The sequence below is a fragment of the Janthinobacterium sp. TPC_1 genome (genome assembly GCF_056037845.1).
In genome coordinates this window covers 1,928,024-1,948,027 of record NZ_CP195157.1, presented here as the reverse complement: position 1 = coordinate 1,948,027, position 20,004 = coordinate 1,928,024, and the positions used below count along the sequence as shown (strand labels likewise).

Here is a 20,004-nt window from a genome sequence, read left to right as displayed (position 1 = left end):
GCTTTGTGTTTCCCAAACCAAATGACAGGGTGCTGTCGTTTAGTTGCGTTCGAGGTCGATATCGATACCCAGCGAACGGATTTCCTTGACCAGCACGTTGAACGATTCCGGCATGCCGGCATCGATCACGTGGTCGCCCTTGACGAGGTTCTCGTACACTTTGGTACGGCCATTCACGTCATCGGACTTGACGGTCAACATCTCTTGCAAGACATACGACGCGCCATACGCTTCCAGTGCCCAGACTTCCATCTCACCGAAACGCTGACCACCGAACTGGGCTTTACCGCCCAGTGGCTGTTGCGTCACCAGCGAGTAAGGACCGGTCGAACGCGCATGCATCTTGTCATCGACCAAGTGATGCAGTTTCAGCATGTGCATGACGCCGACAGTAACCTTGCGCTCGAACGCTTCACCGGTGCGACCGTCATACATGGTCACCTGGTTTTTCGACGCGGTCATGCCCAGGTTCTTGGCGATGTCGTCCGGATACGCCAGGTCCAGCATGCGGCGGATCTCTTCTTCATTCGCGCCATCGAACACTGGCGTGGCGAACGGAACACCTTTTTTCAGGTTTTCCGCCAGCTTCATGATTTCTTCGTCGTCGAAGTTGTCCAGCTCTTCCGCGCGGCCGTTGTCGTTGTAGATCGTCGTCAGGTACTTGCGCACTTGTTCGACCTTGGTTTGCGCCTTCAGCATTTCGCCGATGCGGATACCCAGACCCTTGGCAGCCCAGCCCAAGTGCGTCTCGAGAATCTGACCAACGTTCATCCGCGAAGGAACGCCCAGCGGGTTCAGCACAACGTCGGCTGGCGTGCCGTCGGCCATGTATGGCATGTCTTCCACAGGAACAATACGGGAAACCACACCCTTGTTACCGTGGCGACCTGCCATCTTGTCGCCCGACTGCAGGCGGCGTTTCACGGCCAGGTAGACCTTGACCATTTTTTGCACGCCTGGTTGCAGCTCATCGCCATCGCCTTGCGTCAGTTTCTTGCGCTTCTCTTCGAAGGCCAAGTCGAACTGGTGACGCTTCTCGTTGATCGATTCCTTGATCGCTTCCAGCGCTACCGCGGCATCGTCGTCCGCAGGGCGGATGTCGAACCAGTGGTATTTGTCCAGATCGGCCAGGTATTCCTTGGTGATCTTGGCGCCTTTGGCCAGCTTTTTCGGGCCGCCGTTGACGACTTTGCCGATCAGCATTTTTTCCAGACGCTGGAAGGCATCGCCTTCCACGATACGCATCTGGTCGTTCAAGTCCAGACGGAAGCGTTTCAGTTCGTCATCGATAATTTGCTGGGCACGCTTGTCGCGCACGATGCCTTCACGGGTGAAGACTTGCACGTCGATCACGGTACCGATCATGCCCGAAGGCACGCGCAGCGAGGTGTCTTTCACGTCCGACGCTTTTTCGCCGAAGATCGCGCGCAGCAGCTTCTCTTCGGGGTCAGCTGGGTTTCGCCTTTTGGCGTCACTTTACCGACCAGGGTGTCGCCCGCTTGCACTTCCGCGCCGATGTAGACGATACCGGACTCATCCAGACGAGCCAGCTGGTTTTCAGCCAGGTTCGAGATGTCGCGCGTAATTTCTTCCGCGCCCAGTTTCGTGTCACGGGCCACCACCGACAACTCTTCGATGTGAATCGAGGTGTAGCGGTCGTCCTTGACGACGTTTTCCGAGATCAGGATCGAATCTTCGAAGTTCAGACCATTCCATGGCATAAAGGCCACGGTCATGTTCTGGCCCAGCGCCAATTCACCCAGGTCGGTCGATGCGCCGTCGGCGATCACGTCGCGCTTGGCAACACGGTCGCCCACTTGCACGATAGGACGCTGGTTGATGTTGGTGTTCTGGTTCGAACGGGTGTACTTGATCAGGTTGTAGATGTCGACGCCCACTTCACCAGCTTGCGCTTCGTCATCGTTGACGCGAATCACGACACGGCCCGCATCGATGTAATCGACGATACCGCCACGCAGGGCTTGCACGGTGGTGCCCGAGTCGACCGCAACGGTGCGTTCGATACCGGTACCGACCAGCGCTTTTTCCGGACGCAAGCAAGGCACAGCCTGGCGTTGCATGTTGGCGCCCATCAATGCACGGTTCGCATCATCGTGTTCGAGGAACGGAATCAGCGAGGCAGCGACGGAAACGATCTGGCCCGGCGCCACGTCCATGTACTGGATGCGCTCTGGGGATACCAGGATGGTTTCGCCGGCTTCACGGGCCGAGACCAGTTCATCGGACAGCATGCCTTCGTCGTTGATGGTCGCATTCGCCTGGGCGATGATGTAGCGGCCTTCTTCGATGGCGGACAGGTAGTCGATCTGATCGGTAATCTTGGAGCCTTCGACCTTGCGGTACGGGGTTTCCAGGAAGCCGTATTCATTCAGGCGGGCGTACAGAGCCAGCGAGTTGATCAGACCAATGTTCGGACCTTCCGGTGTCTCGATCGGGCAGACGCGGCCGTAGTGGGTCGGATGCACGTCGCGCACTTCAAAGCCGGCGCGTTCGCGTGTCAGACCGCCGGGTCCTAGAGCCGATACGCGGCGCTTGTGGGTAATTTCCGACAGAGGATTGGTTTGGTCCATAAACTGCGACAGCTGGGACGAACCGAAGAACTCGCGAATCGCGGCCGAAATCGGCTTCGAGTTGATCAGGTCGTGCGGCATCAGGTTGTCCGCTTCGGCTTGGCCGAGGCGTTCCTTGACGGCGCGCTCAACACGCACCAGGCCGGCGCGGAATTGATTCTCGGCCAGTTCGCCCACGCAACGTACGCGACGGTTACCCAGGTGATCGATATCGTCGACTTCGCCGCGGCCATTGCGCAGTTCCACCAGGATCTTGATCACGGCCAGCACGTCTTCGTTCGACAGGGTCATGGCGCCGGTCAGTTCATCGCGGCCAATGCGGCGGTTGAACTTCATGCGGCCCACGGCCGACAGGTCGTAGCGATCCGAGTTGTAGAACAGGCCATTGAACAGCGCTTCAACGGAGTCTTCCGTTGGCGGCTCGCCTGGACGCATCATGCGGTAGATCGCCACTTTCGCCGCCATTTGATCGGCGGTGTCGTCGATACGCAGGGTTTGCGAGATGTAGGCGCCCTGATCCAGGTCGTTGGTGTATAACGTTTGGATTTCGGAGATGTTGGCATCGCGCAGGCGGCCCAACAAATCTTCCGTCAGCTCATCGTTCGCGGAAGCGACGACTTCGCCGGTGTCGCCATCGACGATGTTCTTCGCCAATACGCGGCCCAGCAGGTAGTCTTCCGGTACGGAAATGTGCTTGATGCCGGCAGCTTCGATATCACGCACGTGTTTCGCGTTGATACGCTTGTCTTTCAGCACCAGGGTCTTGCCCGACTTGTCGACGATGTCGAAACGCGCCACTTCGCCGCGCAGACGCTCGGAGACGAATTCCATTTCCGCGCCTTCGGAGCGCAGGTTGAAATTGTCGAAGACGAAGAAGTTTGCCAGGATTTGCTCATGCGACATGCCGATTGCTTTGAGCAAAATCGTCACGGGCATCTTGCGGCGGCGGTCGACGCGGAAGAACAGGATGTCTTTCGGGTCGAACTCGAAGTCCAGCCACGAACCGCGGTAAGGAATGATACGCGCGGAGAACAGCAGCTTGCCGGACGAGTGAGTCTTGCCGCGGTCGTGCTCGAAGAACACGCCAGGCGAACGGTGCAACTGGGAAACGATAACCCGCTCCGTGCCGTTGATGACGAACGAACCGGTGGTCGTCATGAGCGGCAATTCGCCCATGTAGACTTCCTGTTCCTTCATCTCTTTGACGACGGGCTTGGTTGGCGATTCCTTGTCCAGGATCACCAGGCGCACTTTCGCGCGCAGCGGCGACGCGAACGTCAGGCCACGTTGTTGACATTCTTTGACGTCAAAGGCAGGATCGCCCAGAACGTACGACAAGAATTCGAGACGCGCAAAACCATTGTGCGACACGATAGGGAAAATCGAGGTGAAAGCCGACTGCAGGCCATCATTCTTGCGGCCGGACGGTGCTATGTCCTCTTGCAAGAAGCTATGATAAGACTCGAGCTGGGTCGCCAGCAGGAACGGAACGTGGTGAACGTTGGCGCGCTTCGCGAATGATTTGCGAATGCGTTTCTTCTCAGTAAATGAGTAGTGCATGGACACTCCGTGAGTGACAGAAAGGATAGAAAATTCAGGTTTTGCAAGTGTTCGTTTGCACCGCTGCGTGTGACACAGACGAAACCTCAAGGCTCTGCTTTCCGGATTGAATCGAATAAAAACTGCTACAACTACATGACAAATACGATGCAGACGACAAAGGAGCCAAAGTCGGATTTCCCCCCTTGCGAGGGGAAACCTCAGACTTTGACTCGGGCGCTAACTGACGCCAGTACAGATATTACTTCATCGAAGCGGTTGCGCCGGCTTCAACCAGTTTCTTCACTGCAGCTTCAGCGTCAGCTTTCGACACTGCTTCTTTTACAGTTTTTGGTGCGCCATCGACCAGGTCTTTAGCTTCTTTCAAGCCCAGGCCGGTGATTTCGCGAACTGCTTTAATGACGCCAACTTTGTTTGCGCCGAAGGTGTCCAGAACAACGTTGAACTCGGTTTGCTCTTCAGCAGCTGCTGCTGGGCCTGCTGCAGGACCGGCCGAAGCCATCGCTGCTGCGGACACGCCGAATTTTTCTTCGAATGCTTTAACCAGGTCGTTCAGGTCCATTACGGACATGGCGCTAACTGCTTCCAGGATATCGTCTTTGCTAATTGCCATTTTGAAACTCCTAAATTTATTACGTTAGTTACATCAGATTGGTACTGAGAGAAAAAAGCGCGCGCAATTAAGCGGCTGCTGGGGCTTCTTCTGCTGCTGCTTCTGCAGGAGCTTCGGCGCCTTCGCCTTTTTTCGCTGCCAGGGCAGCCAGACCACGTGCAAAGCCCGAAACCGGAGCAGCATAACGCCCAACAACTGCGAAATGAGGACTTCACGGCTAGGAATGCTCGCCAACGCGGTGACAGCAGCTGTATCCAGCGGCTTGCCTGCGTAGTTACCTGCTTTGATGACCAGTTTGTCGTTGGTTTTAGCGAAGTCAGCGATGACTTTAGCTGCTGCAACGGCATCGGCCGAGATCGAGTAGATCAACGGGCCGGTCATGGCATCTGCCAGGCTGGCGAATGCGGTACCTTCAACGGAGCGACGAGCCAGAGTGTTTTTCAACACACGCAGGTACACGCCTTGGGCACGCGCTTTAGCACGCAGTTGCGTCAAGTGACCAACCTGGATGCCACGATATTCGGCCACGACGATCGTTTGCGCATTTGCTACTTGTGCGGAAACTTCGGCGACGACGGCCTTTTTGTCATTCAGATTGAGACTCACGGTCAACCTCCTTAAATGATGTTCGGCAATCACAACCGAGTGGTTGAGCGCCTTGCATCGGTTCGAACACGGCGTCCGAAGTCAAGAAGTACTAAACTGAGCGGATGGATTCACGCAGCATGAGGACTACAAAACTTGTTCGGGTACACCATCTGCGTTGGGCACTTGCCGTTGCCGGCAAGCCTATTAACCTTCTGCATGTGCGATCGCAGTCGGCCCAACGGTCTTTGATTGTCTGCCTGCCTGGTGCGGACACCGGGCAGACAGCCCAAAGATGCGCCCGCAGCGCCCGAAGGCGCTACAGGACTTGATTCTGTTACTTAAGCTGCCAGGCTAGCCTGGTCAACACGGACGCCAGCGCCCATGGTCGACGACAGCGAAACTTTGCGCAGGTACACGCCTTTGCTCGATGCTGGCTTGGCTTTGTTCAGTGCGTCGATCAGTGCGACCAGATTCGATTTCAGATCTGCGTCAGCGAACGATTTACGGCCGATGGTAGCGTGGATGATACCGGATTTGTCGGTACGGTACTGAACTTGACCGGCTTTCGCGTTTTTCACGGCGGTAGCGACGTCAGGAGTAACAGTGCCGACTTTCGGGTTAGGCATCATGCCGCGTGGGCCCAGGATCTGACCCAGGGTACCAACGATACGCATGGTATCTGGCGAAGCGATAACGATGTCGAAAGGCATGTCGCCGGCTTTGATCTGCTCAGCCAGGTCTTCCATACCAACGATGTCGGCGCCAGCTGCTTTGGCAGCTTCCGCTTTTTCGCCCGACGCGAATACTGCCACGCGTACGGTTTTGCCGGTACCAGCTGGCAGAACGACGGAGCCGCGCACCACTTGGTCGGATTTCTTAGGATCAACACCCAGTTGTACCGATACGTCGATCGATTCATTGAACTTGGCCGTTGCGCACTCTTTGATCAGAGCGACAGCGTTGTCGAAAGCGTACACTTTGGTACGGTCGACTTTGGCTTTCAAAGCCTTGATACGTTTGGATAACTTAGCCATTATACAACACCTTCCACCGTGATACCAATCGAACGAGCGGAACCAGCGATGGTGCGTACAGCAGCATCCATGTCGGCAGCGGTCAGATCAGGGGTTTTCAATTTAGCGATTTCTTCAGCTTGTGCGCGGGTCAGCGTACCGACTTTGTCGGTATGTGGCTTCGGCGAACCTTTGGTGATCGCAGCAGCTTTTTTGATCAGGTAGGTTGCTGGAGGCGTCTTCATCACGAACGTGAAGGACTTGTCCGCAAATGCGGTGATCACGACTGGAATCGGCATGCCTGGCTCCAGACCTTGGGTCTGTGCATTGAAGGCCTTGCAGAATTCCATGATGTTCAGACCACGTTGACCCAGAGCTGGACCGATTGGTGGGGATGGGTTTGCTTTACCAGCTGGCACTTGCAGCTTGATAAAACCAATGATTTTCTTTGCCATGATGGCTCCTATCTTGGATTGAGTAGTAGCGCCCCGCCGATCCTACCCTGGCGGGGCTCCTCTGACCGGATTTCGCTGAGACCGCTGCGGCGCTCCTGGTGGCGCTGATACAACTTAAACTTTTTCGACCTGGCCGAATTCGAGCTCTACCGGGGTAGCGCGACCGAAAATGGTGACCGAGACGCGCACTTTGGATTTCTCGTAATTGACTTCTTCGACATTGCCGTTGAAATCGGTGAACGGACCATCCTTGATACGTACCTGCTCACCCACTTCGTACAAGGTTTTTGGACGGGGCTTCTCGACACCCTCTTGCATCTGCTTCATGATGCCGTCGATTTCGCGCGCGGAGATCGGCGTCGGCTTGTTCGACTTGCCACCGATGAAACCGGTAACCTTGCTGGTGTTCTTGACCAAGTGCCAGCTCTCGTCCGTCATTTCCATTTCAACCAGCACATAGCCAGGATAGAAACGACGCTCGGTGACGGACTTCACGCCATTCTTGACTTCGACAACTTCTTCGATCGGCACCAGGATCTGGCCGAACTGGTCTTGCATGCCCGCGCGCTCGATGCGCTCGGTCAGTGCGCGCATGACGCTTTTTTCCATGCCGGAATAAGCATGCACGACATACCAGCGCTTGCTGCTCACTGGCACGCTCAGCGCTGCACCAGTGTCCGCTACCGGAGCGTCGCCCGGAACGGACTCGTCCGCCGCTTCATCATGCACATTTTCGCTCATTATTTTTTCCAACCCAGAATTACGTCATACAACAAAAACTCGAGCAATTTATCCGTGCCCCACAGGAAAATCGCCATGACCAGCACAAAGGCAAACACGATCGCAGTAATCTGCGTGGCTTCTTTGCGGGTAGGCCAAACGACTTTCTTGGTTTCGCGCACAGCTTCTTTGGCGAAATTGAGAAATTCACGGCCGGTCGTCGAGACATACAAGAGCGCAACAGCAATAACCAAACCAGCCACAAGCGCGCTTGCACGCACCAGAGCTGGTTGGCCTGCCAGGTAATAAAACCCGACTACTCCTGCAATCGCAGCTACTATTGCCAGCGCGACTTTTATCTTGTCACTCGACGTGCTAACGGTTTGCACGGATTGATTTGACATTTTTCTACTTTCGGTGCCCTGCACCTTGACGGTGGCAGGGACGGAGGGCATCGAACCCCCAACCTTCGGTTTTGGAGACCGACGCTCTGCCAATTGAGCTACGTCCCTACGTAAAACTTTCGAGGAGTGCTATTCTACCACCCAGGACGCCCCGGGTGGAAGCATAACATTTCCTTATGCGATGATTTTTGCAACCACGCCGGCGCCGACGGTACGGCCGCCTTCGCGGATAGCGAAGCGCAGACCTTCTTCCATCGCGATCGGGTTGATCAGCTTGACGGTGATCGACACGTTATCGCCTGGCATGACCATTTCTTTGTCTGCTGGCAACTCGATTGAACCAGTCACGTCCGTCGTACGGAAGTAGAACTGTGGACGATAGTTGTTGAAGAATGGCGTATGACGGCCGCCTTCGTCTTTCGACAGAACATAGATCTCGCCAGTGAAGTGCGCATGCGGCTTGATCGAACCTGGCTTGGCCAGAACTTGACCACGTTGCACGTCTTCACGCTTGGTGCCGCGCAGCAGCAGACCAACGTTGTCGCCTGCTTGACCTTGGTCCAGCAGCTTGCGGAACATTTCCACGCCGGTGCAAGTCGTTTTGACGGTATCGGTGATACCGACGATTTCGATCTCTTCGCCGACTTTAACAATGCCGCGCTCGATACGACCGGTCACAACGGTACCGCGACCCGAGATCGAGAACACGTCTTCTACTGGCATCAGGAACGCACCGTCAACAGCGCGCTCTGGCGTTGGAATGTAAGCATCCAGCGCATCGGCCAGACGCAGCACTGCGTCAACGCCCATTTCGCCCTCTTTGCCTTCCAGCGCCATACGTGCCGAACCTTTGATGATTGGCAGGTCGTCGCCTGGGAATTCGTACTTCGACAACAGCTCGCGCACTTCCATTTCAACCAGTTCCAGCAGCTCTGCGTCGTCGACCAGGTCGCACTTATTCAGGAACACGATGATGTATGGAACGCCAACTTGGCGGGCCAGCAGGATGTGTTCGCGGGTCTGTGGCATTGGGCCGTCAGCTGCGGAGCACACCAGGATCGCGCCGTCCATCTGTGCAGCACCGGTAATCATGTTCTTGATGTAATCGGCGTGGCCTGGGCAGTCAACGTGTGCGTAGTGACGGGTTTCCGTTTCGTACTCGACGTGGGCGGTGTTAATCGTGATACCGCGCGCTTTTTCTTCTGGAGCCGCATCGATCTGGTCGTATGCTTTAGCTTCGCCGCCGAATTTCTTCGACAGAACCGTTGCGATTGCAGCGGTCAGCGTGGTTTTACCGTGGTCGACGTGGCCGATGGTGCCGACGTTGACGTGCGGCTTGGTCCGTTCGAATTTACCTTTTGCCATTTTGAACTCCTAATGATTTGATTAGATTGCTCAGGCACACGCCCGACGGTCTGGTTTGAATTGCTTCTGTGCTGCCTGCTGCGAATTCTGGTGCCCTTGACGTGGATCGAACACGTGGCCTCTCCCTTACCAAGGGAGTGCTCTACCACTGAGCTACAAGGGCTGTAATTTGTTGCATGCGATGCATCAAGCATCTGAACGGAAACTGGAGCGGGTGAAGGGAATCGAACCCTCGTCGTAAGCTTGGAAGGCTTCTGCTCTACCATTGAGCTACACCCGCGAGGTATCGTTCACTTTATCTTCACTTACTTGCTACTACCCAGTTTTCCTTGCAAAAACTTGGTGGAGGGGGCTGGATTCGAACCAGCGTACTCATAGAGAACAGATTTACAGTCTGTCGCCTTTAACCACTCGGCCACCCCTCCGCGGGAACCGCAGAGTATGAAGCATCTACTCACAACTGTCAACCTTATTTACTGATGCCTGACTGCTGCATTTGCGTATAAAGAAGAAGTTGGCTGCTTCGGGGCGTGATTATAAGCTCCCGATTTGAGAAAGTGCAAGGGTTGGCGCGAAAAAGTCGACTTTTTTCGCATTTTTTTTATCACCCCTACCGCCAAGCCGCATTTTTCCGTCATTTGCCCCGCATTTTCCCTTTCACCTTGAATCCGGCGGATGCATCCAGGAGTTGCCCAAGGGCTTATATTTACGCAACAACTGCTGATGCAGACCCGACAGCACGGGCAATTTCGGGTTGCGCGGGTCCAGGCGGCGCACGCCGGCGATAAACGTCAGCGCCTGCTGCCCCATGCGCTCATCCCAGCCTTCGTGCTCCAGGCATTTCAGCACGGCCACGGCCGCATTGAAGACCACTTGCGGATTGTCGGGCAGGCGCGTGACGGCCTCGCCCATCAGATCGACAGCGCCGCGGAAATCGCCCTCGCCCGCCTTCGCCGCACCGGCCGCCACCATGTCGGCCACTTCCTGGCGGCTTTGCCGCGCCAGCGCCTTGGCCAGCTCGTCGCGCCCCGCCTGCTCGAACACGGCCATGGCACGCGTCATGGCGGCGCTGTCGGGCGCATTGCGCATGACTTCGCGCATCACCTCGGCGGCGCCATCCTCGCGCCCATGCGCCAGGCAGTGGCGCGCCAGTTCGGTTTTCAGCGTATTCGAGCCGCCCACGCTGTGGCGGTTGGCGGCCAGGGCAGCGTCCAGCGATTGCTGCAGACGCTCGGCGTTACCCGTATGCGCATGCAGCATGGCGCTGCACAGGGCGCTGCACAGTTCCGCATTCTTTTGCCCGCCCATCGACTTGTCGAGGTCGCGGATCACGGCGCCCGCCTGCAACGGGTCGCCTTTGCGCACAAGGGTCTGCACCAGGCGCACATGGTCTTCCGGATCGCGGAATTCCGAATATTTGGCCTTGCTGACCACCAATTTGAGGGATTTTTCCGCCATGTCGATATCATCGGCCGCCAGGGCCGCCTCGCCCAGGCGGCGCAAGCGGCGCACGGCATGCGGCGACAGGGCCACCGCCTCGCTCAGGGCCGCTTGCGCCAGTTGCGGCTTGCCTTGCGCCAGATGCGTGCGCGCCAGCCAGTCATACGCGTCGAGAAAACGCTTGTTGTTGTTTTCCAGCAGCCCCTCCAGCGTGCCCTGCGCCGCCGCGTATTCACCCAGCAGGAATTGCGTCTTCGCCTGCCCCAGGCGCGCCCAGCCAATCGACTTGGCCTCATACAGGGCGGCATAGATCGGCTCGGCGTCGGCCGCCTCGCCCAGCAGCAGATGCAGTTCCGCGCGCAGGCGCAGGAAATCCGTGGCATAACGGGGATACAGGCTGGCGCCCTCGGCGCAGGCGGCAATCGCCGCGCGCTCATTGCCCACGTCGATCAGTTCATACACGGGCACGAAGGCATTGCGCTTGTCCAGCGCGCGGCCGATGCGTTCGAGCATGTTGTCAGCGGTGAAAGGCTTAAGGATGTAATCGGTGGGCAACAGCTCGACGGCGCTGACCACCTTGGCGAAGCTGCCTTCGCCCGTGACCATGAAGAACATGGTCGATGCGTGCATCAATTTGTGGTGGCGCAAGTCTTCCAGCATCTGCTGGCCATCCTGCCCGCCGTCGAGGTCGTATTCGCACAGGATCAGGTCATACGATTTGCTGCCCAGCATGCGGATCGCCTGGCCCGAACTGGCTGCGTCATCGATCTTCGCCAGGCCGCACAGGTTGAGCATATTGTGCAGGCTGGCGCGCATGCCCGGATGCGGCTCGATGATCAGTGCGCTGAGTCCCTTGAGTTCTTTCATGTCGTGATGTCCGAAAACTCCGCGGCGCGCCACACTGGTGCGTGGCGCCGGCCAGCATGAGGCAGCCGAGTATATGACGGCGCAGCGCGCAAGGGAATGGGGCCGCGCCGAAAAACGCCAACGAAGCGGCAGCTCACGCGGTGGCGCGCTCCGGATGCCACAGTTGCGGCTCATGGTCGATCAGGTCCAGCAACGCCGTCACCACTTCCGGATCGAACTGGCTGCCGCTGCGCTGCTCGATGTATTCGCGCACCTGCGGATACGGCCACGGTTCCTTGTACGGCCGCTCGTGCAGCAAGGCGTCGAACACGTCGACCACGGCAACGATGCGCGCAGAGATCGGTATATCGCGGCCTTTCAGGCCGTTCGGATAACCGGCGCCGTCGAAATGCTCGTGGTGGCCGCCGGCGATCTGCGCGCCATACGTCAGGTAGCTGACGCCGTCGACCATGTTGGCGGCCCGCTCGAGGATGGTGCGCCCGACGCCGGCATGCTGCTGCATCTGCGCCCGCTCCTCATCCGTATGCTTGCCCGGCTTCAACAGCACGGCGTCCGGCGTGGCCACCTTGCCCACGTCGTGCAGGATGCTGGCCAGGCCGATCATGTCGAGCAGTTGCGGCGTCAGCTCGTCGGCATACACGCCGCGCTGCTGCATGCGGCGGGCGATGGCGTCGGACAAGAGCTGCACGCGCCGCACGTGGCCGCCCGTGTCGCTGTCGCGGAACTCGGCCAGGTCGGCCAGCGCCACCACGGTCGCTTCCTGCGCCTTGCGCAGCTGGCCGAACATGTACAGATTGTCGAAGGCGGCCGCGATGCGCTGGCAAAACACTTCCAGCAAATCGCGCTGGATCTGCGCCAGCGGCCACGGCGGCGTGACGGAGATGGCCAGCTCGCGGTTGCCTTCCGTATGGATGAACAGCACATTGGCTGGATGCTCGAACTGGCTGCGCTTTTCCGCGAACGCCTTGTCGATCGTGGGCGTGAGCGCGTGGTCGGCCGGCATGGCTTCGGCCTCGGCCAGCACGGCATACGTGCCCGTGGCAGCCACCACTTCGGGCCGCCCGGCGCCGCCCTGCATCAGGCACAGCACGCCGTCGGCGCCCACATCGAGAATGGCGCTGACCTGGTTCAGCACGCCGGAAGCGAATTCGCGCAGCGAATGAATCTGGTACAGATTGGTGGCGCCGGCCAGGATCTTGCCCAGGCCGATGCGGCTACGCTCGAGCATCATCAGGCTCTCGTAGGCGCGCAGGGCCGAGATGACGGTGGTAAACAACTTTTGCGTTGTCAGCTCCGTCTTGGCCTTGTAATCGTTGATGTCGTATTCGATGATGACGCGCTGCTCGGGCGCCTGGCCCGGCTGGCCCGTGCGCAGCACGACGCGCACGATGGAGTTGTTCAGGTCGGCGCGGATGCGCTTGGCCAGGATCAGGCCCGCGTCATCCGTTTCCATCACCACGTCGAGCAGCACCAGCGCGATATCGGGCGTGTCGCGCAGGATGTCATACGCTTCGCGGCCGCTGTAGGCGGAAAACAGTTCCAGTTCGCGCCCCTTGAAACTGACATTGCGCAGCGCCAGCCGCGTGACCGCATGCACATCGACGTCGTCATCGACGATCAGGACACGCCACAGGCGCTGCTCGGGCGCGGCCAGCCCGGCAGGACTGGCCACCGGCTCATCCTCGTCGAGCAGCCAGTTATCATCTGCATCGGCTTTGAGGTCGGTCATGAGTACTCCTAAGGGATAAGGTCGATGTGGACGCTGCGTTGACGCATATCAAGCATAATCAGATTAGATGCTGCTTACAACAGGATTCTGCGTACCGCCTTCGCCGGCGGCCGGCGCCGGCGCTGTTGCCGACGCACCGCCGCGCGTCGTGCCGCCACAATTGTCCTGGCCTGGCCCGACGGCCTGGTAGCGCACTTCATACTTGCCCGCGCTGAGCTGCTCCACCAGCAGCTTGTCGTACGCGAGGATATACAGGTAGCGCACGTTCGAGCGCCGCTCCATGTCATACAGCTTGACGAACACGGGCGCCGCATTGCCGCCGTTATCGATGCTCACGGCCAGTTCCTCGCCCTTGTTACCGATCGGGAATCCATCGACATAGCCGGAATGCGCCGGCCAGGGCTCGCCATTCGGCGCCACCAGCGATGCAGACTCGGCCTTGCTTGCGCCATCGCAGGGAGGCTGGATGGCTTTCAGGCTCAGCTGGGACAGGGCCAGCACCCGGATCTCGGGCGTCTTCGCTTGCTGAGGCTCGGGCGCATACGGCTTGCCCACGGCCCAGCTATCGACTGCCACGGCCTCGCCTTTCGACGACGACGCGGCACTGGCCGCTGGCGTGGCCGCTTCCGCATGGGGCTTGGCGCCATCGCGGGCCAGGCCGCTCCAGGCCGACGCCAGCGCGGCAGGCACGGGCTGAGACGTATCGAGCATCAGCAAGGCGCCCAGCCAGCCCAGCAGCAGGCAGACAAACAGACTCAGCCACCAGCGCCAGTTGCGCCAGACGGGCTGCTGGCCGCGCCGCGGCTTGCCCTTCGTCGGCGGCACATCCTGCGCCCAGGCCTGCTCATGCGGCTGGGCATGGCCTTTCGCGCGGCCATCGCGGCTCTTGCCTTCTTCCTGGTGGGTGCTTTCCAGCCATTCGATTTCCCACTCCTCGGCGGCGATCCACTCGTCGTGTTCCTTGCGGCGTTGTGGATCGGACAAGGTGCCATAGGCGCTGTTGAGGATGGCCATGATGCGGGCGGCCTTTTCGTCGCCGGGATTCTTGTCGGGATGGTATTTCTGGCTGAGGGCTTTGTACGCGGCACGTATGACTTCCTGCGGCGCCAGGCGCGCCACCTTCAGGTTGTCATAGTGTGTATGTATCTTTCCCATCGTTCTATCTTGAAATCGGTGCGCGGCGACGGGTTCTTGCAGGATGGAACCGTGCTGTGTCGGTCATCATATACGATATGACAAGATAATAACCACCGGCAGACAGGAAATTGCAGGGCGGCACTGCCCTGCCTTGATATTGCAGGCGCTTACAGGCGGTGACTGCGGTCGCTGGACAACAGCGCTTCCGGCAACTCCACGCGGTGCCCCACCACCAGCACCTTGAACAATTCCCCCATCTCGGCCGGCGAGACCAGCTTTTGCACGGCGCTGGCTTGCGGCAAATAGGTCTTGACCTGCTGCGGATCGGTGCGCAGCAGCAAGTCGCCAAGCCCGGCGCCCAGCAGGAAGGACGCCTGGTTCATATACGCGAGCACATCAAGGCCCGCATCCTGCGCCGCCACCGCCATGGCCGTGAAATCGACGTGGGCCGTGATGTCCTGCAAGCCGGGCAAATAAAACGGTTCCGCGTGGGCATGATGGCGGTAATGGCACATCAGGGTACCCGTGGCGCGCAAATCCAGGTAATACTCGTGCGCAGGGAAGCCATAGTCGAACAGCACGGCCGCGCCGCCCTGGCCAGCGGTCAGCATGCGCGCCAGCGAACGCATGAAGCCGCAGGCGACGCCGTGGATTTCGCTGACATAGCCGACCGGCAAGGCATCGGCCTCCGGCACCTGGGCGGCGATCTGCGCGGCCACCTCGGCACTGGCCGGGCGTTCGACAAAGACGAACTGGCCGTCGGCGATGCTGACGTCGAGCTCGCACCAGCCGGCGGGCGTCTTGCTGATCAGGTTGACGGGCATGGCGTCCAGCACTTCATTGCCGAACACGGCGCCGTCAAAACTGTCGGGGAAACCGTCGAGCCACACCACTTGCGGGAAGGCGGCCAGCGCCAGCTCCTGGCGCGCGCGCAATTCGCCGGACAATTCGACGATCGCATACTGTTCCACGTGAATGCCGGCATTCGCCGCTTCCGTCAGGATGTCAACGGCCAGCTTGCCCGTGCCGGCGCCGAATTCGAGGATGCGCGGGGCCGTTTGCGCCATAATAGCGGCTGCCACATGGGCCAGGGTGGCGCCGAACAGGGGAGATATCTCCGGCGCGGTTGTAAAATCGCCATCTTTGCCCAGCTTGGCGGCGCCGCCGCTGTAATAGCCGAGGTCAGGCGCATACAGCGCCAGCTCCATGAAGCGGACAAAGGGAATGGCGCCGTCATTGCGCGCGATTTCGGCGGCAATCTGGTGCTGCAAGGCATGGGACGCGGCCAGCGCGTCGCTATCGGGTGCGGGAAGAGACATATCCGCATTGTAGCGAATCGGCGGCGCATGCCGCCAGTGCGGCGTCCACCGAATATCTCAACCATAGCAGAGACATGACAGAAGCAACGACAACGCCCTTCGACAGCACTCCCCGCGTCGCCCTCGTCACGGGCGCCGCGCGCCGCATCGGCCGCGCCATCGCGCTGGGCCTGGCACGCGACGGCTGGGATATCGCCGTCCATTACCGCGACTCGCGCGAGGAAGCGCACAGCCTGGTAGCGGACATCACGGCGCTGGGCCGCCGCGCGCAAGCGTTCGCCTGCGACCTGGCGCAGGAAGACGCCGTGCGCCAGCTGTTGCCGCAGGCACAAGCGGCGCTGGGACCCGTCACTTGCGTGGTCAACAACGCATCGTTGTTTGAATACGACAATGCGGGCGATTTTTCCGTCGCCGCCCTGGACGCCCACATGCACGCCAACCTGGCCGCCCCCATCCTGCTGGCGCAAGCGCTGTACCAGGCCACCCCAAGCGGCGGGCAAGCCGTGGTCATCAACTTGCTGGACCAAAAACTGTACAATCTCAATCCTGATTTTTTGTCGTACACCCTGTCCAAGGCGGCGCTGCTGTCGGCGACCACCATGCTGGCCCAGGCGCTGGCGCCGAAAGTGCGCGTGGTGGGCATTGCCCCCGGCATCACCATGGTCTCCGGCGAGCAGACGGCAGCGAACTTTGCCAAGGCGCATGAAAACACGCCGCTGGGACGCTCCAGCACGCCCGAGGATGTGGCCGACAGCGTCTGTTACGTGGCGCGCGCGCGCGCGCTGACGGGCACGACCTTGCTGGTCGATGGCGGCCAGCATTTGATCGGTTTGCCGCGCGACGTCATGTTTTTGACCAAATAATCAGCAGCCCTGCCAAACAACCAGCATTCCAGCATTCCCTAAAAGGTAAAACTATGTCGTCCGCCCTGTCCCACCCTCGCCTGCTTGACTGCCGCCGGCTGTTCCTGCGCAATTACGAAGTCCTCATCAACATCGGCGTCTACGACTTCGAAAAAAAGGGCGAGCAGCGCGTCCTCATCAACGTCGACCTGTACATTCCCCTGGCCCTGTCGACGCCCAAGGATGACCAGCTGGAAGAAGTGGTCGACTACGACTTCATGCGTGAAACCATCGCCAAACGCATGGCCCAAGGCCACGTGCAGCTGCAGGAAAGCCTGGTCGACGATGTGCTCGCCGCCATGCTGGCCCACCCGCGCGTGCGCGCCGCGCGCGTTTCGTCGATGAAACCGGACGTGTACCCCGACTGCGAAGGCGTGGGCGTGGAAGTATTCAAGATCAAGGATGAAGTATGAACAACATGAGCAACACCGCCGTGCTGGAAACGGCGACGACGGCTGTGGAATTCCCGGCCAACGCGGAAGCGCAGAAACTGGCGCGCAAGAAGGCGGAAAAGATCGCCCTGGAAAACAACAAGCTGCACAAGCGCCTGTGCCGCCTGGTGGGGCAAGCCATCGGCGACTTCAATATGATCGAAGACGGCGACAAGGTGATGGTCTGCCTGTCCGGCGGCAAGGACAGCTATGCCCTGCTGGACATTTTGATGACCTTGCGCGAACGCGCGCCGATTCATTTTGATATCGTCGCCGTCAACCTGGACCAGAAGCAGCCGAACTTCCCGCCGGAAATCCTGCCCGCCTACCTGACGGAACTGGGCGTGGCCTTCCACATCGAAAACCAGGATACCTACAGTATCGTCAAGCGCCTGATCCCGGAAGGCAAGACGACTTGCTCGCTGTGCTCGCGCCTGCGCCGCGGCATCCTGTACCGCGTGGCAGACGAGCTGGGCGCCAACAAGATCGCCCTGGGCCACCACCGTGATGATATTTTGGAAACATTCTTCCTGAATATGTTCTTCGGCGGCAAACTGAAAGGCATGCCGGCCAAGCTGCAATCGGACGACGGCAAGCACATCGTCATCCGCCCGATGGCGTACGTGAAGGAAGAGGACACGCAGCGCTATGCGGAAGTCAAGGGCTTCCCCATCATCCCGTGCGACCTGTGCGGTTCGCAGGAAAACCTGCAGCGCAAGCAGATCAAGGGCTTGATGCGCGAATGGGACAAGAAGTTCCCCGGTCGCGTGGAAAGCATCTTCTCGGCCCTGTCGAACGTGGCGCCATCGCATTTGATGGATCCGAAACTGTTCGGCTTCAAGGATTTGAAGGCGGACGGCGTGGCCAACCCCATGGGCGACATCGCCTTCGACGAAGAGCCATGCTCGACGCCGACCACGTTCGGCACCATCGCGCTGCAACCGCTGTAATCCGCTGCGCTGTAATCCGCTGCTGTAAGCCCATGTTGTTTCGCCGCCACCGCCCAGGTGGCGGCATCCGCCCTCTTTCCCCCTGCGTCCATTTGATGTACCGTAGTCAGCTCTGCCGGTACGCGATGTGTCACGCGCGCATTCCTGCCCGGCGGTCAGCACGCATTCTTCCGACAACCTCACTGGAATGAACCATGACGCCATCCGCGCTCAAGCGCCCCCTGCTGTTCTCCCTGCTGGCCCTCGGCCTTGCCACCGCCTTCGCCGCTCCCGCACCCGCCGACCGCCAGGCCGACCGCTGGGACCTGGCGGCGCTGTATCAGAACGATGCCGCCTTCGACGCCGACGCGAAAAAGCTGTCGGCCCAGTTGCAGCAACTGGGCGCTTGCAAGGGGCAGTTGAAAACCTCGCCGGCCCGCCTGAAAAGCTGCCTGGACCTGTACGCCGAGGCGCGCAAGCGCGTCAACACGCTCACCACCTATGCGGCACAGTACTACGACCAGGATACGGGCGACAGCAAGGGCAACCAGCTGAACCAGCGCGCCGCCCTGCTGGGCAACGAGTTCAGCCAGGCAAGCACCTTCCTGCAGCCGGAAATCCTCGCCCTGGGCGCCAGGCGCATCGATGCCATGCTGGCGCAAGACAAGGGGCTACAGTTGTACCGCTTTCAGTTGAGTAACATGCTGCGCAGCGCGCCGCACACGCTCGATGCGGCAGGCGAACAACTGGTGGCGCAGTTCGGCCTGGCAACAAGCTCGGCCGCCAGCATCTACCGCACCCTGGCCAATGCGGAAATCCCGTGGCCGACCATCAAACTATCGGATGGCAAGGAAGTGCGCCTCGACCAGGCGGCCTACACGAAATACCGGGGCGACGACAACCGCGCCGACCGCAAGCGGGTGTTCGACGCCTTCTTCGGCAAGTGGAAAGAGTATGAACGCACGTTCGGCGAAACCCTGTACGGCCAGCTGAAGACAGATGCCGCGTACGCGAAAGTGCGCCATTACCCCGATTCGCAAAGCGCCGCGCTCGACGCCGACCATCTGCCGCCGGCCGTCTACCAGACCCTGATCGCGCAAACCAACGCCAACCTGCCCACCCTGCACCGCTACTTCAAGCTGCGCGCGCGCATGCTGGGCATCAAGGACCTGGCGTACTACGACATCTACCCACCGCTGCTGAAAAGCGAACGCAGCTTCCCACTGGCCGACGGCAAGCAGATGATGCTCGATTCCGTCGCGCCGCTGGGCCCCGAGTATGTGAAAGCGCTGGGCGCCGCCGTGGAGGCGCGCTGGATGGACGTGTACCCGCGCCCGCGCAAGGTGGCGGGCGCCTACATGAATGGCGACGCGTACGACGTGCACCCGTTCGTGCTGCTCAACTACACGGACAACTACGAAGCCGTCAGCACGCTGACGCACGAATGGGGCCACGCCATGCACTCGGTGCTGGCCAACAAGGCGCAGCCGTCGATCTATGCGCCGTACAGTATTTTTGTAGCGGAAATCGCCTCGACGACGAACGAGGCGCTGCTGCTCGACGCGCGCCTGAAGCAGGCCAGGGATGACGACGAGCGCCTGCTGTACCTGGGCGCGGCGCTGGAAAACCTGCGCGGCACCTTCTTCCGCCAGGCCATGTTCGCCGAATTCGAAGCGGCCATCCACGGCAAAGTGGATAAAGGAGAATCGCTGACGGGCGAAGAGATCACGGCCATCTATGCCGGCATCCTCAAGCGCTACCACGGCGAAGCGCAGGGCGTCATGAGCATCGATCCCGCCTACGCGCTGGAATGGGCGTATGTGCCGCATTTCTATCACGGCTACTATGTGTTCCAGTACGCCACCTCGATCGCGCGGCGGCGCAGGATTTCGCGCAGCGCATCCTCGACAAGGAACCGGGCGCCCTGGCCGCCTACCTGAA

Annotated in this window: 15 protein-coding genes, 4 tRNA genes and 1 pseudogene; 4 read left to right on the top strand and 16 right to left on the bottom strand. The window is 59.8% G+C overall.

From position 1 onward, the window contains the following. Positions 1-39: 39 nt before the first annotated feature. The 16 genes and pseudogenes from rpoB to ACQVLG_RS09470 all read right to left on the bottom strand — a co-directional run bounded on the left by rpoB (position 40) and on the right by ACQVLG_RS09470 (position 15,801). Positions 40-4,151 (bottom strand): annotated as a pseudogene (rpoB, locus tag ACQVLG_RS09545) (DNA-directed RNA polymerase subunit beta). Between the two features lie 241 nt (positions 4,152-4,392). Further along, entirely contained in the window at positions 4,393-4,764 is a 372-nt protein-coding gene (gene rplL / locus ACQVLG_RS09540; protein ID WP_070223390.1) for a 50S ribosomal protein L7/L12, read from the bottom strand. A 33-nt stretch (positions 4,765-4,797) separates the two neighbouring features. Next, complete coding sequence (gene rplJ / locus ACQVLG_RS09535) at positions 4,798-5,370, bottom strand: 50S ribosomal protein L10 (RefSeq protein ID WP_474294191.1); 573 nt, start codon at positions 5,368-5,370, stop codon at positions 4,798-4,800. 320 nt (positions 5,371-5,690) lie between these two features. Beyond that, on the bottom strand, positions 5,691-6,386 hold the full coding sequence (rplA, locus tag ACQVLG_RS09530) for a 50S ribosomal protein L1 (RefSeq protein ID WP_034753134.1): 696 nt from the start codon (positions 6,384-6,386) through the stop codon (positions 5,691-5,693). After that, positions 6,386-6,820, bottom strand: a complete 435-nt coding sequence (rplK, locus tag ACQVLG_RS09525; protein ID WP_034753131.1) for a 50S ribosomal protein L11 — start codon at positions 6,818-6,820, stop codon at positions 6,386-6,388. The genes rplA and rplK overlap by 1 nt, the downstream gene beginning before the upstream one ends. Before the next feature lie 114 nt (positions 6,821-6,934). Beyond that, the gene (nusG, locus tag ACQVLG_RS09520; protein WP_034753130.1) at positions 6,935-7,561 is read right to left on the bottom strand and encodes a transcription termination/antitermination protein NusG; all 627 of its coding nucleotides are present in this window, start codon (positions 7,559-7,561) and stop codon (positions 6,935-6,937) included. After that, entirely contained in the window at positions 7,561-7,944 is a 384-nt protein-coding gene (secE, locus tag ACQVLG_RS09515; RefSeq protein ID WP_010394308.1) for a preprotein translocase subunit SecE, read from the bottom strand. The genes nusG and secE overlap by 1 nt, the downstream gene beginning before the upstream one ends. A gap of 32 nt (positions 7,945-7,976) precedes the next feature. Then, a tRNA-Trp gene (locus ACQVLG_RS09510) sits at positions 7,977-8,052 on the bottom strand. Between the two features lie 66 nt (positions 8,053-8,118). After that, positions 8,119-9,309: an elongation factor Tu gene (tuf, locus tag ACQVLG_RS09505; protein WP_077398776.1), complete on the bottom strand. Its 1,191-nt coding sequence runs from the start codon at positions 9,307-9,309 to the stop codon at positions 8,119-8,121. Positions 9,310-9,397: 88 nt separating this feature from the next. Next, positions 9,398-9,472: transfer RNA gene (locus tag ACQVLG_RS09500), tRNA-Thr, on the bottom strand. A gap of 43 nt (positions 9,473-9,515) precedes the next feature. Further along, positions 9,516-9,589, bottom strand: a tRNA-Gly gene (locus tag ACQVLG_RS09495). A 60-nt stretch (positions 9,590-9,649) separates the two neighbouring features. Next, positions 9,650-9,734 (bottom strand) — tRNA-Tyr (locus ACQVLG_RS09490). 232 nt (positions 9,735-9,966) lie between these two features. Further along, a complete protein-coding gene (locus ACQVLG_RS09485) occupies positions 9,967-11,616 on the bottom strand; it encodes a response regulator (RefSeq protein WP_474294187.1) in 1,650 nt (549 codons plus the stop codon). A 133-nt stretch (positions 11,617-11,749) separates the two neighbouring features. Further along, the gene (locus tag ACQVLG_RS09480) at positions 11,750-13,345 is read right to left on the bottom strand and encodes a DUF3369 domain-containing protein (protein WP_230540310.1); all 1,596 of its coding nucleotides are present in this window, start codon (positions 13,343-13,345) and stop codon (positions 11,750-11,752) included. Between the two features lie 63 nt (positions 13,346-13,408). Next, positions 13,409-14,500 (bottom strand): J domain-containing protein, encoded by a 1,092-nt coding sequence (locus ACQVLG_RS09475; RefSeq protein ID WP_474294184.1) that lies wholly within the window; start codon positions 14,498-14,500, stop codon positions 13,409-13,411. Positions 14,501-14,649: 149 nt separating this feature from the next. After that, positions 14,650-15,801 carry a class I SAM-dependent methyltransferase gene (locus ACQVLG_RS09470; protein WP_474294182.1) on the bottom strand — a complete coding sequence of 384 codons (1,152 nt, stop codon included), beginning with the start codon at positions 15,799-15,801 and terminating at the stop codon, positions 14,650-14,652. A 74-nt stretch (positions 15,802-15,875) separates the two neighbouring features. Here ACQVLG_RS09470 and ACQVLG_RS09465 point away from each other — a divergent pair, with 74 nt between their 5' ends. The 4 genes from ACQVLG_RS09465 to ACQVLG_RS09450 all read left to right on the top strand — a co-directional run bounded on the left by ACQVLG_RS09465 (position 15,876) and on the right by ACQVLG_RS09450 (position 20,003). Further along, positions 15,876-16,664, top strand: coding sequence for an SDR family oxidoreductase (locus ACQVLG_RS09465; RefSeq protein WP_474294180.1), 789 nt, complete (start codon positions 15,876-15,878; stop codon positions 16,662-16,664). 53 nt (positions 16,665-16,717) lie between these two features. Next, complete coding sequence (locus ACQVLG_RS09460; RefSeq protein ID WP_230540306.1) at positions 16,718-17,116, top strand: dihydroneopterin aldolase; 399 nt, start codon at positions 16,718-16,720, stop codon at positions 17,114-17,116. Between the two features lie 5 nt (positions 17,117-17,121). Then, positions 17,122-18,084, top strand: coding sequence for a tRNA 2-thiocytidine(32) synthetase TtcA (gene ttcA / locus ACQVLG_RS09455; protein WP_474295593.1), 963 nt, complete (start codon positions 17,122-17,124; stop codon positions 18,082-18,084). Between the two features lie 194 nt (positions 18,085-18,278). Beyond that, positions 18,279-20,003, top strand: coding sequence for a M3 family oligoendopeptidase (locus ACQVLG_RS09450; RefSeq protein ID WP_474294178.1), 1,725 nt, complete (start codon positions 18,279-18,281; stop codon positions 20,001-20,003). Position 20,004 lies beyond the last annotated feature (1 nt).

Excerpts from the sequence above, each read along its gene's own strand:
- rplL (WP_070223390.1), bottom strand. The coding sequence starts at position 4,764 with ATGGCAATTAGCAAAGACGATATCCTGGAAGCAGTTAGCGCCATGTCC.
- rplA (WP_034753134.1), bottom strand. The coding sequence starts at position 6,386 with ATGGCTAAGTTATCCAAACGTATCAAGGCTTTGAAAGCCAAAGTCGAC.
- rplK (WP_034753131.1), bottom strand. The coding sequence starts at position 6,820 with ATGGCAAAGAAAATCATTGGTTTTATCAAGCTGCAAGTGCCAGCTGGT.
- nusG (WP_034753130.1), bottom strand. The coding sequence starts at position 7,561 with ATGAGCGAAAATGTGCATGATGAAGCGGCGGACGAGTCCGTTCCGGGC.
- secE (WP_010394308.1), bottom strand. The coding sequence starts at position 7,944 with ATGTCAAATCAATCCGTGCAAACCGTTAGCACGTCGAGTGACAAGATA.
- tuf (WP_077398776.1), bottom strand. The coding sequence starts at position 9,309 with ATGGCAAAAGGTAAATTCGAACGGACCAAGCCGCACGTCAACGTCGGC.
- ACQVLG_RS09485 (WP_474294187.1), bottom strand. The coding sequence starts at position 11,616 with ATGAAAGAACTCAAGGGACTCAGCGCACTGATCATCGAGCCGCATCCG.
- ACQVLG_RS09480 (WP_230540310.1), bottom strand. The coding sequence starts at position 13,345 with ATGACCGACCTCAAAGCCGATGCAGATGATAACTGGCTGCTCGACGAG.
- ACQVLG_RS09475 (WP_474294184.1), bottom strand. The coding sequence starts at position 14,500 with ATGGGAAAGATACATACACACTATGACAACCTGAAGGTGGCGCGCCTG.
- ACQVLG_RS09470 (WP_474294182.1), bottom strand. The coding sequence starts at position 15,801 with ATGTCTCTTCCCGCACCCGATAGCGACGCGCTGGCCGCGTCCCATGCC.
- ACQVLG_RS09465 (WP_474294180.1), top strand. The coding sequence starts at position 15,876 with ATGACAGAAGCAACGACAACGCCCTTCGACAGCACTCCCCGCGTCGCC.
- ACQVLG_RS09460 (WP_230540306.1), top strand. The coding sequence starts at position 16,718 with ATGTCGTCCGCCCTGTCCCACCCTCGCCTGCTTGACTGCCGCCGGCTG.
- ttcA (WP_474295593.1), top strand. The coding sequence starts at position 17,122 with ATGAGCAACACCGCCGTGCTGGAAACGGCGACGACGGCTGTGGAATTC.
- ACQVLG_RS09450 (WP_474294178.1), top strand. The coding sequence starts at position 18,279 with ATGACGCCATCCGCGCTCAAGCGCCCCCTGCTGTTCTCCCTGCTGGCC.